Source organism: Pseudoalteromonas sp. SR41-1 (assembly GCF_014164015.1).
Taxonomy (GTDB): domain Bacteria; phylum Pseudomonadota; class Gammaproteobacteria; order Enterobacterales; family Alteromonadaceae; genus Pseudoalteromonas; species Pseudoalteromonas distincta.
Map to the genome: position 1 here is coordinate 1 of NZ_JACJEK010000016.1, position 15,720 is coordinate 15,720.

Genomic DNA, 15,720 nt, shown 5'->3' on the forward strand with positions numbered 1-15,720 from the left:
CCAAGCGCACAGGGCGTGCATCTGTGAAAGTGTTATGGCAAGGATGGCTTAAGTTACAAGCCATCCTGGAAGGCTACGATTTAGCAAAATCTCTTGAGTCAGACTTGTGATCAAGAGACAGCTTTTCAGTGCCTTTTTTATTGCAATAATTGTGTATTAAATACGATGCTTATTTAAGGTTTATCGCTATTTAACATGTCATCGTGTTCGGCCATATCCCAAGGTAGTTCACCTGGGCTGTTACCTAAAAAGTGTAAGTAATTCTCAAATTGATCAAGAATATCCTTCACAATATCATCTTCACTGTAACCATACACATCGTAAGATTGCCCACCACGGCGTAAGAAAACATCAGCCTTGTAATACATTTCGATGTTATCAATCTCAGGTTTCAGCTCAGAATAGGCAAAGCTTGGCATAGGGTGTTCGGTTAGACGAATGTCATACACAAAATCAACATGCTCATGGCGTAGCACAGTTAAATGAGCACGGCCTAAGTCGGTATCAAAATCAACCTCTGCATGCCATTGTCGCGCTTTTAATTCAGCCTGAACGGCTTGCATTGCTTGTACTACCACACTACTAATGAAGGTGTGTACTTTTTCTTTATTGGGGTAATTAACCATGGCGGCTAAACGGCGCTTCCAATGAGATAAGTTAATATTACGGCCATTAAGCGCATGTGCTTGTAAACTAGTATCGCGATGGCCTTCAATGGTGAGTGCTCGCCAAAGCCCAGCGGTTGCAATAAGCATAATAATCGCAAAGGGTAAGGCACTGGCTATAGTCATAGTTTGTAGCGCACTTAACCCACCTGCCACTAATAAAACAGCAGCCACCGCGCCCTCTAGCACAGCCCAAAACACGCGTTGCCATGCGGGTGTATTAATATTACCTCCAGAGGCGAGAGAATCAATAACTAATGATCCTGAGTCAGACGAAGTAACAAAAAAGGTAATGATTAGAATAACGGTAAGTAGCGAAATAATAAATGATAACGGTAACACCTCAAATAACTGAAACAATGCAACAGCTTGGTTTGCTTGAACATCAGTAATTAAAGTATTGAACCCTTCATTCATTATTAGATTTAACGCGGTATCACCAAACACAGAAAACCATAAAAAGGTAAAAATAGTCGGGACTAGCATCACGCCAACAACAAATTGCCTGATGGTTCTGCCGCGGCTAATTTTAGCGATAAACATGCCAACAAAGGGTGCCCAAGCAATAGTCCAGCCAAATATAAATAGGGTCCAGTTACCAATCCAATCACTACGGCTGTACGCCTGTAAATTAAAAGTACGCTCAACAATACCGCTAAGGTAGCTGCCGGTATTTTGTAAAAACGATTCAAGAATATGAATAGTAGGGCCAATAAAAAATACAAAGGCCATTAACGACACTGCAAGAGTCATGTTTACAATAGATAAGCGCTTTACACCTTTATCCATCCCAGCCACTACTGAGAGAGTAGCTGCTGCGGTAATAATGGCAATAGCAGTAATTTGTACTGTGGTATTAATAGGGATACTTGGCCACAAATAATGCAGCCCAGCATTAATTTGGGTAACGGAAAGTCCTAACGTTGTGGCAATGCCAAATAACGTGCCTAATATGGCAAACACATCAACAGTGTGACCAATAGGACCATATATTTTATCACCAATAAGTGGATACAACGCTGAGCGAATCGACAGTGGGAGGCCATGACGAAATGCAAAATACGCAAGGACTAAACCGACAATCCCATAGATTGCCCATATGTGAAAACCCCAATGAAAAAATGCAATTTGCATAGCTTGCTTGGCAGCGTCGACGGTTTCTGCTGCGCCTGCGGGCGGAGATGCATAATGGAGCACGGGCTCTGCTACACCAAAATAAAGTAATGCGACTCCGTAACCGGCCGAAAATAGCATAGCAAACCATTCAGCGAAACTGTATTGCGGCTGCGCATGATCAGGGCCCAGCTTGATATTTCCCCAGCTGGAGGCTGCTACACAAACAATGAAAACTAAGAAAATAGCGACTGATAACATATAAAACCAACCAAAGGTTTCTGTTATCCACTTGAGGGTAACGCTGAATACTTGCCCTGCGAGTTCAGGGTTGCTAATTGTACCAATTACCAAGAGCAGAATAATAACCACTGCAGGTAAAAATACCGGTAGCAAAATAGTTGAGCGTAAAGCAGTTTTTGTCATATTAATCCTTAATATTAATTGCTAACTTTCAATTATACTTTACTACCTTATTATATCTTGGGTGTGTTGGCTAATTCAGTCTCTTGTTTAAGATTATCAAATTTTATTGTTGCCACTTATCAAGGTTAAACTAAAGATTAACATTACTTGGGATTTTAAATATGGAATATGTTTATCATTACACTTCTGCAGATGGTTTAAAGGGAATTTTAGAGAGCAAAAGTTTATGGGCTACTAACGCAGAGTATCTAAATGATTTTAGAGAAATAAAGCAAGGTATTGATAGAATAAAATCACTCAGAGGGAGTTTGTCTGAGTTTTCACAAATCAAACTCGAAGAAATTTATGCCAAACACAAAAATATACCTTTAGATGTTACCCAAAAAGAAATGCGAAGTAAGGACGTGCATCTCGCAAATCATTTTTTAAATTTTCTATGGAATATAATTGATAATAATACCATTGATGAAATTTATACCACTTCATTTACAACTAAGCGTGATAGCCTAAACCACTGGCTAACTTACGGGTCAGAGCAAACTTCATATTGCATAAAGTTTAATAAAGAAAAGCTATTTGATGATGAGTACTTTAGGCAAAGAAAACTTTTGAGTGGCTATGATGATGTTGATTACCAACCAACTGAGGAAATGCTTCATTCTTTAATTGAAGAACACTATCTGCCTGAGGTTTTAAGTTATGTGTTAGATCCAAATTTAAATGGAAATGACCTAAATGAAAAATGTGCTATTGCTGCAATTGAAATTTTTAATGAAGCGATTTTTAAGATTGCTAGCATAAAAGATCAAGCGTTCGAATATGAAGAAGAGTATCGTTTTACTCTTTTTTACCCTGGTTTAGTCTCATTAAATGAAAATACTGAAAAGGGTTATTTTGATTTTATAGACTCCTCTAATATTGATTTTATAGAGCTTGAAAATGGAGTGAAAGAGTTTTTTCCTTTATGCTACAGAACCCTAAAGTCTGGCATTATAGCCCCATATAGAGCGATACCTTTTCCTAAAAATTCAATTGATGAAATTATAATAGGACCATCAGAAAATAATGAGTTAGCTGTTAAAGGCTTAAAGTCTTTTTTGAGTTCATTAAATTTTGATGTAGAAGTGTCTAGTACTAAAACTTCATTTAGAAGAATTTAAAAAAGCTCCAAACCAAAGGGCTTAGAGCTTTCTATATATAATTAAAGTTTAGCTAAAACACTTAACTTCAACGTATCGTTGGGTTTCGTTTCACTCAACCCAATCGACTATTACTCATCAATTGAGCGTAGTAGGGCGTTTATACCTACTTTTTCACGTGTTTGCTTATCTACTTTTTTTACGATGATTGCAGCGTAAAGGCTGTGGGTGCCATCTTTTGACGGTAGTGCGCCTGGTACAACTACTGCGCCTGCTGGTACGCGGCCGTAGTGAATTTCGCCGGTTTCGCGGTCATAAATACGGGTGCTTTGGCTGATATAAACGCCCATTGAAATTACCGCGCCTTCTTCAACAATTACGCCTTCAACAATTTCAGAACGTGCGCCAATAAAACAGTTGTCTTCAATGATAGTTGGGTTAGCTTGTAGAGGCTCTAAAACGCCGCCTATGCCAACGCCACCTGATAAATGTACATTCTTACCAATTTGTGCACATGAGCCTACAGTCGCCCAAGTATCAACCATGGTGCCGTCGTCAACGTATGCGCCAATATTTACGTACGATGGCATAAGTACGACGTTTTTACCTACAAAGCTGCCTTTACGTGCTACCGCGTTTGGTACTACGCGCATACCGCCTTGCTGAAATTGCTCTGGCGTGTAGTCGCTAAATTTAAGTGGTACTTTGTCGTAAAACTGGTTTACGCCATCGTTCATTGGTTGGTTGTCGCGAATACGAAACGACAGTAAAACCGCTTTTTTAAGCCACTGGTGTACAACCCATTCACCTGAGATTTTTTCAGCAACGCGTGCTGCGCCGCTATCAAGTAAATCAAGTGCATCAATAATGGCTTGTTTTACGTCGCTTGATACTGTGCTTGGGCTAATGCTATCGCGGTTGTCCCATGCGTTTTCGATCATCGTTTTTAAATCTGACATGTGTGTCCTCTATTCTGTTTCGGCGTTGAATTTTTTACGTAATGCCTGATGAATTTTTGCTTGTTCTTCATCAGTCAGCGCTTGGTATTCGTTATTAGATACGACAAAGAAATCCTCTGCACGTTCACCCACCGTGGTAATACGGGCAGCGTGAATGTGTAGTAAATGCGCTTGGAAAACTTCGGCTATTTTGGTTAGTAAACCTTGTATATCGACGGCTTGAATTTCTATTAAGCTACGGTCTTTGCGTGCATGTGGGCGCAACACAATTTTAGGTTTAATATTAAAATCTTTAAAGCGTTGAGAGCGGCTCTTTTTAAAGCGAATTTTTTTACGTGGATCGCTAAGTGCTTGCTCAAGCCCGCGTTTAATTGATTGCGCTCGACCACTTGCAATAGGGTCGCCACTTACTTCAAGTATTACAAAGCTAAACAGGACGTAACCGTCTTTTGTGGTCAGTACTTGCGCGTGTTGTATTTGTGCTTTTTTAGAGCCAATTACACTCACTAATCTCGCAAATAACGCACCAGAGTAGGGGCTGTATACAAATACTTGTGTACCCCCATGCATTGCTTTGTTAGATACAATAACACTGGGTTGGCTTAAATCGGTGCTAGTTAATAAATGCTCACTTTGCCACGATATTTGCTGTTCGCTAAAGGCGGTAAAGTAGTTGGCTTTAAAGCGACTCCAAATTAAATCAATTTTATTCTCAGGGTAACCTAAGTTGAGTAGACGTTGTTTAGCTTGGTGCTTTTTATCACGAATTTGGTCGCGCTGATCCATTGGGTTTTCAAGCCCTAAGCGTAATGCGCGCTGCGTGTGCAAGTACAATTCACGCAGTAGGGTGTTTTTCCAATCGTTCCATAAGTTGTCGTTGGTTGCACGGATGTCGGCAACGGTTAAACAATATAAATAGTCGAGTTGGCGCTCTGTTTTAATACGTGTTGCAAAGTCTTTTATTACTGCAGGGTCGTTAATATCTTTACGCTGCGCGGTAACCGACATAAGTAAATGGTTACTTACAAGCCACGCTACTAATTTTGCATCAGAGGATGAAAAGCCATGTAATTTAGCAAAGGCTATAGCATCAACAGCGCCAAGTTCTGAGTGATCTCCCCCTCGGCCTTTAGCAATGTCGTGAAATATACCGGCTAAATAAAGTAGCTCTGGTTTGTCCATTCGAGTGACTATTTCACTACAAATAGGAAACTCGCTAATGCCAGTTTTATCAAAGTATTCGTAAATATTTTTGATTAATTTGTGAGTATGCTCATCTACGGTGTAGGCGTGAAACAAATCGAACTGCATTTGTCCAAATATATTACGCCACTGCGGTAAGTAGGCGGCAAGCATGCCGTGTTTGTGCATTAACGTAAATGCGCGGCCCATACCATTAGGGTGTTTAACTAAGCGTAAAAAAGCTTCACGACAGGCTGCATAATCTTGTAAATCCCCCAATAAACGGCGGCGTACTTGGCGGATTGTACGAATAGTGCTTGGGTAAATATGCGTTATTGCAGGGTTGTCTGCTATGTGCTCAAACAATACAAAAAGTTGGTCACGTCTAAAAAATACAGATGGATCTTTTACGCGTATTTGATGGCCCACTTGCTCAAAGTTTCTGTCGAGTACTATCACCGTTTTTTCACTACTTTCGGGCATGATACTTTGCTCAAAGTATGAAAGTAGCATTTGGTTAAGTTCGCGCACGCGGCTCATTATTCTAAATAAGCGCTTCATCATACGCTCAACAGACGCTTTGCCGTCGCTACCAAAACCTAAAATTTCGGCGGCTTGTGGTTGATGATCAAACAATAAGCGGTTTTCAGCCCGACCTGCGGCTAGATGCAGTGCAAAGCGAATATTCCATAGGTTTTCTAGGCACTCTGAAAGTTCTTGAAACTCTTCATGGGTTAAGTAGCCGTGACTTATTAACTCTTGCAGGGTTTCGGTTCTAAAGTGCTTTTTTGCAACCCAAATAATGGTTTGCAAGTCGCGCAGGCCACCGGGGTTTTCTTTAATGTTTGGCTCAAGATTATACGCAGTGCCGTGGCACTTTTTGTGACGTAAGTTTTGTTCTTGAACTTTGGCAGTAAAAAACTCACCGGAGCGCCATACGGGTGTTTCTAGAATATGCGTTTTGAGTTTTTCAAACTCAATATGATTACCAAAAATAAGGCGGCTTTCGAGTAAACTGGTAGCAAAAGTAACGTCTTCACGTTTTTGCTCAATGGCTTGTTCTATCGTGCGCACGCTGTGGCCAATCTCTAAGTTGAGATCCCATAGCATGGTGACAAACTGGCCTATTTTTTCGCATATTTCTTCGCTTGGCGGTTTAGTTACAAGCAATAAAAAGTCGATGTCGGAGTAGGGATGTAGCTCGCCACGTCCGTATCCGCCTACTGCTATTAGTGCTAAATCAGGTTCGCGCGCTAAGTCGTAAACATGGAAAAGCTTAATTAGTAGGCGGTCAATAAACTCAGCCCGGGCATTAATTAAATTCCCAACCGGTTGTTTAGAAAATTCGTTATGTAACCATTTATAAAAATAGCTAGAACAATCGCGATAATCACTAAGTTGCTCTGCATCGCTGAGCAACTTTTTTACTTTGTTGGGTAATGCCACGTGGGCTGGCTCCTAATTTCTTATTTATTATTAGTGTTCTATGATCCTGTCGATAGTATCATCTGATCGTAGCGTTAAAATTTCAACACCATTTTCAGTCACTAATAAAGTATGTTCCCACTGTGCAGACAAGCTGCGGTCGCGAGTTACTACAGTCCAATCATCTTTAAGTAGCTTACATTGGCGTTTACCCGCATTAACCATTGGTTCAATTGTTAAGCACATGCCCGCTTTTAAAGTTTCGCCAGTACCCGCTTTACCGTAGTGCATTACTTGTGGTTCTTCATGAAATCCTGCGCCAATACCGTGGCCGCAATATTCACGAACAATAGAGTAATTAAAACTTTCTGCATATTTTTGAATAGCAGAGCCAATATCACCTAAGCGCACACCTGGTTTTACCATTTTAATAGCAAGGTATAAGCTTTCTTGTGTTACTTCTGCAAGACGCTTAGCTTGGATGTTTGGTGTACCAACGTGGAACATTTTAGAAGTATCGCCGTGGTAGCCATCTTTAATGACAGTTACGTCAATATTTACGCTGTCGCCATCTTTTAATGCTTTGTCATTTGGAATTCCGTGACAAATAACATGATTAACTGACGTACAAACTGATTTTGGAAAGCCATGATAATTTAACGGAGCAGGGATTGCTTGTTGCACATTAACAATATAATCATGACAAAGTGTATTTAGCTCATCGGTGGTAACACCCGGCACTACATGAGGGCCGATCATTTCAAGTACATCGGCCGCTAAGCGCCCAGCTACGCGCATTTTCTCTATTTCTTCAGGGGTCTTGATAATAGCGCTCATTGAGGCTCCAAAGTTGAGTTTCTAACATTTATCGCCGAACAAATTTTGCACGCGACGTTGAGTATTTAATTTTAATATGGTATAAAGCGCGCCGTCTTTTTACAAATAAATTCTTAAATGATTTTTTGTATTTAAGGCAAACACAATTTTATTTTAACACACACACGTATCGTCACATACACTTGGGTGCATTTGAAGTTTAATTACTTCGGTGTTGGTGCTATGGGATATGTGGAGGCCTAACCCTAAACAACTATAGAGGATCTATAAAATGGCAAACGTTTCAATGCGCGATATGCTTCAAGCTGGTGTTCACTTTGGTCACCAAGCACGTTACTGGAACCCTAAGATGAAGCCTTTCATCTTCGGCACACGTAACCGTGTACATATCATCAACCTTGAGCAAACTGTACCAATGTTCAACGACGCACTTAAGTTTTTATCAAGTGCTGCAGCTAACAAAGGTAAAGTTCTTTTCGTTGGTACTAAGCGCGCAGCAAGCGACGCAGTTAAAGCAGCTGCTTTAGAAAGCGATCAGTTCTTCGTAAATCACCGTTGGTTAGGTGGTATGTTGACTAACTGGAAAACTGTACGTCAATCAATCAAGCGTCTTAAAGACCTTGAAGTACAAAGCCAAGACGGTACTTTCGAGAAATTAACTAAGAAAGAAACGTTAATGCTTAACCGCGAAATGGAAAAGCTTGAAAAGAGCCTTGGTGGTATCAAAAACATGGGCGGTCTTCCAGACGCGCTTTTCGTTATCGATGCTGACCACGAGCACATTGCTATCCGTGAAGCAAACAACCTAGGTATCCCTGTTGTTGCAATCGTTGATACTAACTCTAACCCAGACGGCGTTGATTACATCGTTCCTGGTAACGATGATGCTATCCGTGCTGTAAGCCTTTACACTAGCGCTGTTGCAGCTGCTATCACTGAAGGTCGCGAGAATAACATCGTTGCTCAAGCTGAGAAAGACGATTTCGTTGAAGCTGAGTAATTAGCTATCATCAAGTCTTCATCTTTTTAAGGTGAAGACTTGTTATTCTTGTAGAGCGGGTAACCCGCTTATCTAAACCAGATTTCAGATTTGAGGATTTACTAATGGCTGTAACTACTGCCCTAGTTAAAGAATTACGCGAGCGCACAGGCGCTGGCATGATGGATTGTAAAAAAGCGTTAACTGAGACTGATGGCGACATCGAGTTAGCGATTGAAAACATGCGTAAAAGTGGCGCTGCTAAAGCTGCTAAAAAAGCAGGTAACATTGCTGCTGAAGGTACTATCATCATCAAGCAAAACGCTGGTGTTGCAGTACTAGTAGAAGTTAACTGTCAAACAGACTTCGTTGCAAAAGACGTAAGCTTTTTAGCATTTGCTGATAAAGTTGCTGAAGCTGCAATTGCTGACACTCTTACTATCGAAGACTTACAAGCTAAGTTTGAAGAAGACCGTGTTGAGCTAGTAACTAAAATTGGCGAAAACATCAACGTACGTCGTCTGCAGTACATCGCTGGTGAAAACCTAGTTGAGTACCGTCATGGCGACCGTATCGGTGTTGTTGTTGCAGGTGTTGCTGATGAAGAAACACTTAAGCACGTTGCAATGCACGTTGCTGCTTCACGTCCAGAGTACTTAACTCCTTCTGACGTACCAGCTGACGTTGTAGAAAAAGAAAAGCAAGTACAAATCGAAATCGCGATGAATGAAGGCAAGCCTGCTGAAATCGCTGAGAAGATGGTTGTTGGTCGCATGAAAAAATTCACTGGTGAGGTTTCTCTTACTGGTCAAGCTTTCATCATGGAACCTAAAAAATCTGTTGGCGATATTCTTAAAGAGAAAAACGCAACAGTTACTGGCTTTGTACGTGTAGAAGTTGGTGAAGGTATCGAGAAGAAAGAAGAAGATTTTGCTGCTGAAGTTGCTGCTCAAATTGCAGCTGCTAAAGGTCAGTAAGATTAACTATTTGTGATGCAAAAGGAAATTAGATGCAATTAAAGTACTATTTGGTTTTGCTTCACAGCTAGAAATTCTTTAAAATAACCGCGCTTTTATGTTTAACATAAGCGCGGTTATTTTTTATCCATAATTCAATAAAAGTTGGCCCCTATACTATGACTATCAATCGCAAACCTATTTTTAGACGTGTTCTTCTCAAATTAAGTGGTGAAGCTTTAATGGGAGACGAAGGCTTCGGCATCGACCCTAAAGTTTTAGACCGTATGGCACAAGAAATTAAAGAGCTAGTAGAGCTTGACGTAGAAGTGGGTTTAGTTATTGGTGGAGGTAACTTTTTACGCGGTGGTTCACTTGCAGAAGCAGGCATGAACCGCGTAGTAGGCGACCACATGGGTATGCTTGCAACGGTTATGAATGGCCTTGCAATGCGTGATGCGCTACACCGTGCATTTGTAAACTGTCGTTTAATGTCGGCTATTCCGCTAAATGGTGTATGTGACGCTTATAACTGGGCTGAAGCAATTAGTTTATTGAAAACTGGCCGCGTTGTTATTTTTGCAGCAGGCACCGGTAACCCATTTTTTACTACCGATTCTGCAGCGTGTTTACGCGGTATCGAAATTGAAGCGGATACAGTAATTAAAGCGACTAAAGTGGATGGTGTGTACAGTGATGATCCTGTTAAAAACCCAGAAGCGACGCTTTACAGCCACTTAAGCTACAATGAAATCATTGAAAAAGAATTAAAAGTTATGGATTTAGCGGCATTTACTCTAGCCCGCGATCACAATATGCCATTGAGCGTATTTAATATGAATAAATCAGGCGCGCTAAAACGCGTAATTATGGGTGAAGAAGAAGGAACACTTATTTCTTCACAAGCCTCAGATGAAATAATCAAATAATTAGGATTAAACCGTGATTAACGATATTCAAAAAGACGCGCAAGCGCGCATGCAAAAAAGTGTAACTGCACTAGGTAGCCAATTATCTAAAATTCGTACTGGCCGTGCACATCCTGCAATCCTAGATGGCATTATGGTGTCGTACTACGGTGCACCAACGCCTTTAAACCAAGTTGCTAACGTAACAATTGAAGATTCTCGTACACTTGCTATTGGTGTATTTGATAAGTCTTTAGCGCAAGCTGTTGAAAAAGCAATTATGGCGTCTGACTTAGGTTTAAACCCTATGTCGGCAGGTACTGTTATTCGTGTACCTCTTCCTCCACTTACAGAAGAGCGTCGTAAAGACCTAATCAAAATTGTACGTGGCGAAGTTGAAGGCGGTCGTGTTGCTATTCGTAACATTCGTCGTGATGCTAATGGCGATGTAAAAGGTTTATTAAAAGATAAAGAAATATCTGAAGATGAAGCGCGTCAATCAGATGATGCGATTCAAAAACTTACAGATAAGTTTATCAAAGAAATGGATACTCTATTAGCTGCTAAAGAAGCAGAGTTAATGGAAATCTAAGTAAGTCCCTGTTTATCTTTTGAGGTTAAATTTGCAGTAGTGTGTTTGGCTTTAAGGCAAGGCAGAGCCTACGTAGTGTGGTTATTTCCCATTATTAGGCGATAGCAATGCATAAAATCTAAAAACGCGCTGCCCAAAGGGTTCTGCCTAGATTGAATAAATTACAATCCTGAAAGGTCGACAGGACCTATTAAAATTATTAGTTTTGAAACGCCGTCTAGGGTATACTAGGCGGCGTTTTTTTATGGAATACTCGATATTTATGGTTCTAGATGCTGACACAATTTCACAGCAATGTTTACCCAAACATGTTGCTATCATCATGGATGGGAACGGACGTTGGGCACAAGCTAGAAATAGACCTCGTGTGTATGGGCATAAAAAAGGCGTAGACGCAGTTCGTCAATCTGTTCAGTTTTGTACTAAATTAGGGATACAATCGTTAACCTTATTTGCTTTTAGTAGTGAAAACTGGCGCCGCCCTGAAGACGAAGTAAACACTTTAATGGAGCTTTTCTTATTTGTTTTAACAAAGGAAGTTAAAAAGCTTCATAAAAACAATGTAAAACTGACCATTATTGGAGACTTATCACGATTTTCTGAAGGATTACGTAGCAAGGTAGACGCTGCGCATAAGCTGACTGAAAATAATACCGGATTGCGCTTAAATGTTGCAGCTAATTACGGTGGTCGTTGGGATATGGCTAACGCGGCTAAACAACTTGCTTTGCAAGTTGCGCAAGGCACACTCAACGCAGAAGATATTACAGAAGAGCGCTTAGCACAGCATATGAGCATGGCAGATCAGGCAGAACCTGATTTACTTATTCGCACTGGTGGCGATGTTCGTATTAGTAATTTTTTACTATGGCAAGTTGCTTATGCAGAACTTTACTTTACCGAAACACTTTGGCCTGATTTTAATGAAGCAGCATTTGCTGAGGCTATAGCGTGTTACGTTGCCAGAGAGCGACGTTTTGGTTGTACGGGCGAACAAATAAAACAATTACTCGCTCAAACCTAAATAGAATAAGGGTCACATTTTGTTAAAACAACGAATTTTAACCTCACTTGTGCTTGCACCATCGGCATTAGCTTTGGTTTTTTATACACCGCTTACGTTATTTAGTTACTTTGCCGGTGCAATAGTATTATTAGGCGCATGGGAATGGTCTGCGTTTATGGGTTTATGCGATAAGCTCAAACGTGGTGCTTTTGTTGTATTGATTGCAGCCTTACTTGGCCTGCTTAATTTACATTGGCCTATTGAATCACTATGGGAAAGTGGCAAGCTAGTAGGTGATGCGAATTACTTATTTACGCTTTCGTTTGCTTGGTGGATTGTTGCTAGTTATTTAATTTGGCGCTATCCAGAAATGGCTAAAGCGTGGAATGAAGGTCTAGTAATGCGCGGCATTGCAGGTTTATTAACACTTGTGCCGTTATGGCTTGCACTAAATACGCTGCGCAGTGCGCAATATGCTGAATCAACACATTTTGGCTCTGTACTTATTTTAGTCGTATTGGGTATTGTGTGGAGTGCAGACGTTGGTGCTTATTTTTCAGGTAAGAGCTTTGGTAAGCATAAACTTATGCCAAAAGTGAGCCCTAATAAAACAATTGAAGGGTTAGCAGGCGGTGTAGTCGCTTCTATCATTTTTGTTTTAGCATTTTGTCACTTTACCGATGTTGATTTAGGTGTTTGGCCTATCTACGCGATAATGACTGCATTTATTGCATTGTTCTCTGCGGTAGGTGATTTACTTGAAAGCATGTTTAAACGTGAAGCTGGTTTAAAAGATAGCGGCCGTTGTTTACCTGGGCACGGCGGTATTTTAGATCGCATTGACAGCTTAACGGCTGCAGCTCCAATGTTTGTAATGTGCTATGCGTGGACTCTTAGTTTATGAGCCAAAAGCAATTGCTGGTTATTTTAGGCGCAACAGGTTCAATTGGTTTAAGTACACTAGATGTTGTATCGCGCAATAAAGAGTTATTTGATGTTTTTGTTTTAGCTGCAGGGCAAAACGCAAAAAAAATGGCTGAGCTGTGTATTGAACACGAACCACTTTATGCGATTATGGCTACCCAGCAAGCCGCTGAGCAGTTATCTGCTTATTTAGCTAATACACCATGCCAAACGCTTGTTATGCACGGCGAGCAAGCAATGTGCGACTTATGTGCTCACCCAGATGTTGATGTCGTGATGTCGGCAATTGTAGGTGCCGCTGGTTTACTGCCAACATTAAGTGCAGTAGAAGCAGGTAAAAAAGTACTCCTTGCTAATAAAGAATCGTTAGTTATGTCAGGTCAGTTGTTTATTGATAAAGTTAAACAACATAAAGCGACCTTGCTGCCAATTGATAGCGAACATAATGCTATTTTTCAATGTCTACCTTCTTCGTTACAAAATGCCAAAGGCGATCAAAATTTACAGCAACATGGCGTAAGTAAAATTTTGCTTACCGGTTCTGGTGGCCCGTTTTTAACGCGCGATATAAACACACTAAAAGATGTAACTGTAAGTGAAGCCGTGGCGCATCCTAACTGGTCGATGGGTCAAAAAATATCAGTAGACTCGGCCACTATGATGAATAAAGGCTTAGAGTTTATTGAAGCTAAGTGGTTATTCAATTGCGACACCAGTGATATAGACGTAGTGATTCATCCACAAAGTATTATTCACTCAATGGTGCAATATCATGACGGTTCTATTTTAGCGCAAATGGGTAACCCTGATATGCGCACGCCAATTGCCCATGCACTTGCATACCCGGAGCGAATTAATGCAGGCGTTAAACCGTTAAACTTCTCTGATATATGTGATTTCTCATTCACCAAGCCTGACTTTTCTCGCTATCCAAATTTACAATTAGCGATTGATGCGTGTAGTGCAGGGCAGGGCGCTACTACAACGGTTAATGCTGCAAATGAGATAGCAGTAGGTGCATTCTTAAACGGTAAAATTGGTTTTACTGATATATACAAAATAAATGCACAAACGCTTGAATCTGCAACGTATACCAATGTACAAAGCTTAGATGAAATTTTAGAGTGCGATAAATTAGCGCGTATTAGCGCTTCAGAATTTATAACAAAAGTGGCGCATTAATATGTTTGATTTTTTTTGGAATCTTGGCTCATTTATTTTAGCGCTTGGTATTTTAGTGGCCATACATGAATATGGCCATTTTTGGGTTGCACGAAAAATGGGCGTTAAAGTGCTGCGTTTTTCAATTGGCTTTGGTAAGCCACTATTAAAATGGCACGATAAATATAATACCGAATATGTGATTGCGGCTATTCCATTAGGCGGTTATGTAAAAATGCTTGATGAGCGTGTTGATGACGTGCCGGCAAACCAACGTCATTTATCGTTTAACGCTAAATCTGTACAAGCACGTATTGCCATAGTTGCAGCGGGTCCAATGGCCAACTTTTTGTTTGCCATTTTTGCTCTTGCTGTAATGTATATGGTGGGTGTGCAGTCGGTAAAGCCTGTGGTAGGTAGTATTACCGAGGGTAGCCGGGCAGAGCAAGCGGGCATTATGCCTTCTCAACATATTATAAAAATTGGTGATGATGATATAACGACCTGGCAAGATGCCACGTTTGCACTTATGTCTAATTTAGGTGAAGAAAGCGTTGAAGTGATAGTGCGCGATAAAAACCTTCAACCACGTGTTAAAACGCTTAATTTAGAGGGGTGGAAATTAGATCAGCAAGACGTGCCACCATTAAGCTCGTTAGGTATTGTGCCGTTTAGACCTCAAGCAACTTTAACAATTGCCGCCGTAACTAAAGACTCAGCTGCAGAACACGCTAATTTACAAGTTAATGACACAATTTTGGCTGTAAACGGTGAAACAATAAGCAATTGGCAGCAATTAGTTAATCTTATTACGCAATCAGCTAACAAATCTTTACAATTTAGTGTAAAAAGACAAGATACTATAAAAGCCATTACAGTAACCCCTAAAGGGCGCATTGATAATAACGGTATTGAGCAAGGCTTTTTAGGTGTTGCTCCTGTTGTACAGCAATGGCCTGATGGTTATGTAGAGACTAGACATTACGGCCCGCTCGATAGTATCGTGCGAGGCACAAAAGAAACGTGGCGCTTAATTACACTCAGTTTTGACATGATTGGTAATTTAATTACAGGCCAGGTTTCGGTTAAGAATTTAAGTGGCCCTGTGGGCATTGCAGTAGGCGCTGGAACTAGCGTAAGCTATGGGTTAGTGGCCTTTTTAAGCTTTTTAGCCTTAATAAGCGTTAACTTGGGTGTATTTAATTTATTACCCTTACCAGTACTTGATGGTGGACACTTAATGTATTACATAATTGAACTTTTTCGTAAAAAGCCGGTCTCTGAAAAGACACAAGAGTTTGGTTTTAAAGTGGGCGCCTTGTTGCTCATTTTTCTAACATGTTTCGCTTTGTTCAATGATGTATCGCGTTTGTAGTTTTACAGCGTGGCAAATTACTAATTAGAACACGATTGTAAAGCACCACTTTAGTAGGGTGTTATGCGGTAAT

General features: G+C 40.6%; 13 protein-coding genes. 9 read left to right on the forward strand and 4 right to left on the reverse strand.

What is annotated here, in order from left to right; translation table 11 throughout:
- Positions 1-173 precede the first annotated feature (173 nt).
- On the reverse strand, positions 174-2,204 hold the full coding sequence (locus tag H5118_RS14265; protein WP_024606267.1) for a BCCT family transporter: 2,031 nt from the start codon (positions 2,202-2,204) through the stop codon (positions 174-176).
- A 161-nt stretch (positions 2,205-2,365) separates the two neighbouring features.
- Between H5118_RS14265 and H5118_RS14270 the strand changes: the two genes are divergently transcribed.
- Positions 2,366-3,364: a DUF2971 domain-containing protein gene (locus H5118_RS14270; protein ID WP_024596500.1), complete on the forward strand. Its 999-nt coding sequence runs from the start codon at positions 2,366-2,368 to the stop codon at positions 3,362-3,364.
- Between the two features lie 110 nt (positions 3,365-3,474).
- On the opposite strand, the gene dapD is transcribed toward H5118_RS14270, so the two are convergent.
- Genes dapD through map form a run of 3 tightly spaced genes read right to left on the reverse strand, consistent with a single transcriptional unit; the run spans position 3,475 to position 7,746 of the window.
- The gene (gene dapD, locus H5118_RS14275; protein ID WP_002958324.1) at positions 3,475-4,302 is read right to left on the reverse strand and encodes a 2,3,4,5-tetrahydropyridine-2,6-dicarboxylate N-succinyltransferase; all 828 of its coding nucleotides are present in this window, start codon (positions 4,300-4,302) and stop codon (positions 3,475-3,477) included.
- A gap of 9 nt (positions 4,303-4,311) precedes the next feature.
- The gene (gene glnD / locus H5118_RS14280; protein ID WP_002958323.1) at positions 4,312-6,930 is read right to left on the reverse strand and encodes a [protein-PII] uridylyltransferase; all 2,619 of its coding nucleotides are present in this window, start codon (positions 6,928-6,930) and stop codon (positions 4,312-4,314) included.
- Positions 6,931-6,960: 30 nt separating this feature from the next.
- Positions 6,961-7,746, reverse strand: coding sequence for a type I methionyl aminopeptidase (gene map, locus H5118_RS14285; protein ID WP_182749215.1), 786 nt, complete (start codon positions 7,744-7,746; stop codon positions 6,961-6,963).
- A gap of 271 nt (positions 7,747-8,017) precedes the next feature.
- Between map and rpsB the strand changes: the two genes are divergently transcribed.
- The 8 genes from rpsB (at position 8,018) to rseP (ending at position 15,647) form a co-directional block, all read left to right on the forward strand.
- Entirely contained in the window at positions 8,018-8,746 is a 729-nt protein-coding gene (gene rpsB / locus H5118_RS14290; protein WP_024596499.1) for a 30S ribosomal protein S2, read from the forward strand.
- Between the two features lie 104 nt (positions 8,747-8,850).
- Positions 8,851-9,702, forward strand: a complete 852-nt coding sequence (tsf, locus tag H5118_RS14295; protein ID WP_002958320.1) for a translation elongation factor Ts — start codon at positions 8,851-8,853, stop codon at positions 9,700-9,702.
- A gap of 158 nt (positions 9,703-9,860) precedes the next feature.
- Positions 9,861-10,610, forward strand: a complete 750-nt coding sequence (gene pyrH / locus H5118_RS14300) for a UMP kinase (protein WP_024596498.1) — start codon at positions 9,861-9,863, stop codon at positions 10,608-10,610.
- A gap of 49 nt (positions 10,611-10,659) precedes the next feature.
- The gene (gene frr, locus H5118_RS14305; RefSeq protein ID WP_206013162.1) at positions 10,660-11,181 is read left to right on the forward strand and encodes a ribosome recycling factor; all 522 of its coding nucleotides are present in this window, start codon (positions 10,660-10,662) and stop codon (positions 11,179-11,181) included.
- A gap of 244 nt (positions 11,182-11,425) precedes the next feature.
- Positions 11,426-12,205, forward strand: coding sequence for an isoprenyl transferase (locus H5118_RS14310; RefSeq protein ID WP_024596497.1), 780 nt, complete (start codon positions 11,426-11,428; stop codon positions 12,203-12,205).
- Between the two features lie 19 nt (positions 12,206-12,224).
- Positions 12,225-13,091 carry a phosphatidate cytidylyltransferase gene (locus H5118_RS14315; protein ID WP_024596496.1) on the forward strand — a complete coding sequence of 289 codons (867 nt, stop codon included), beginning with the start codon at positions 12,225-12,227 and terminating at the stop codon, positions 13,089-13,091.
- The gene (gene ispC, locus H5118_RS14320; RefSeq protein ID WP_182749217.1) at positions 13,088-14,293 is read left to right on the forward strand and encodes a 1-deoxy-D-xylulose-5-phosphate reductoisomerase; all 1,206 of its coding nucleotides are present in this window, start codon (positions 13,088-13,090) and stop codon (positions 14,291-14,293) included. The genes H5118_RS14315 and ispC overlap by 4 nt, the downstream gene beginning before the upstream one ends.
- A gap of 1 nt (position 14,294) precedes the next feature.
- Entirely contained in the window at positions 14,295-15,647 is a 1,353-nt protein-coding gene (gene rseP / locus H5118_RS14325; RefSeq protein WP_002958314.1) for a sigma E protease regulator RseP, read from the forward strand.
- Positions 15,648-15,720: the final 73 nt, after the last annotated feature.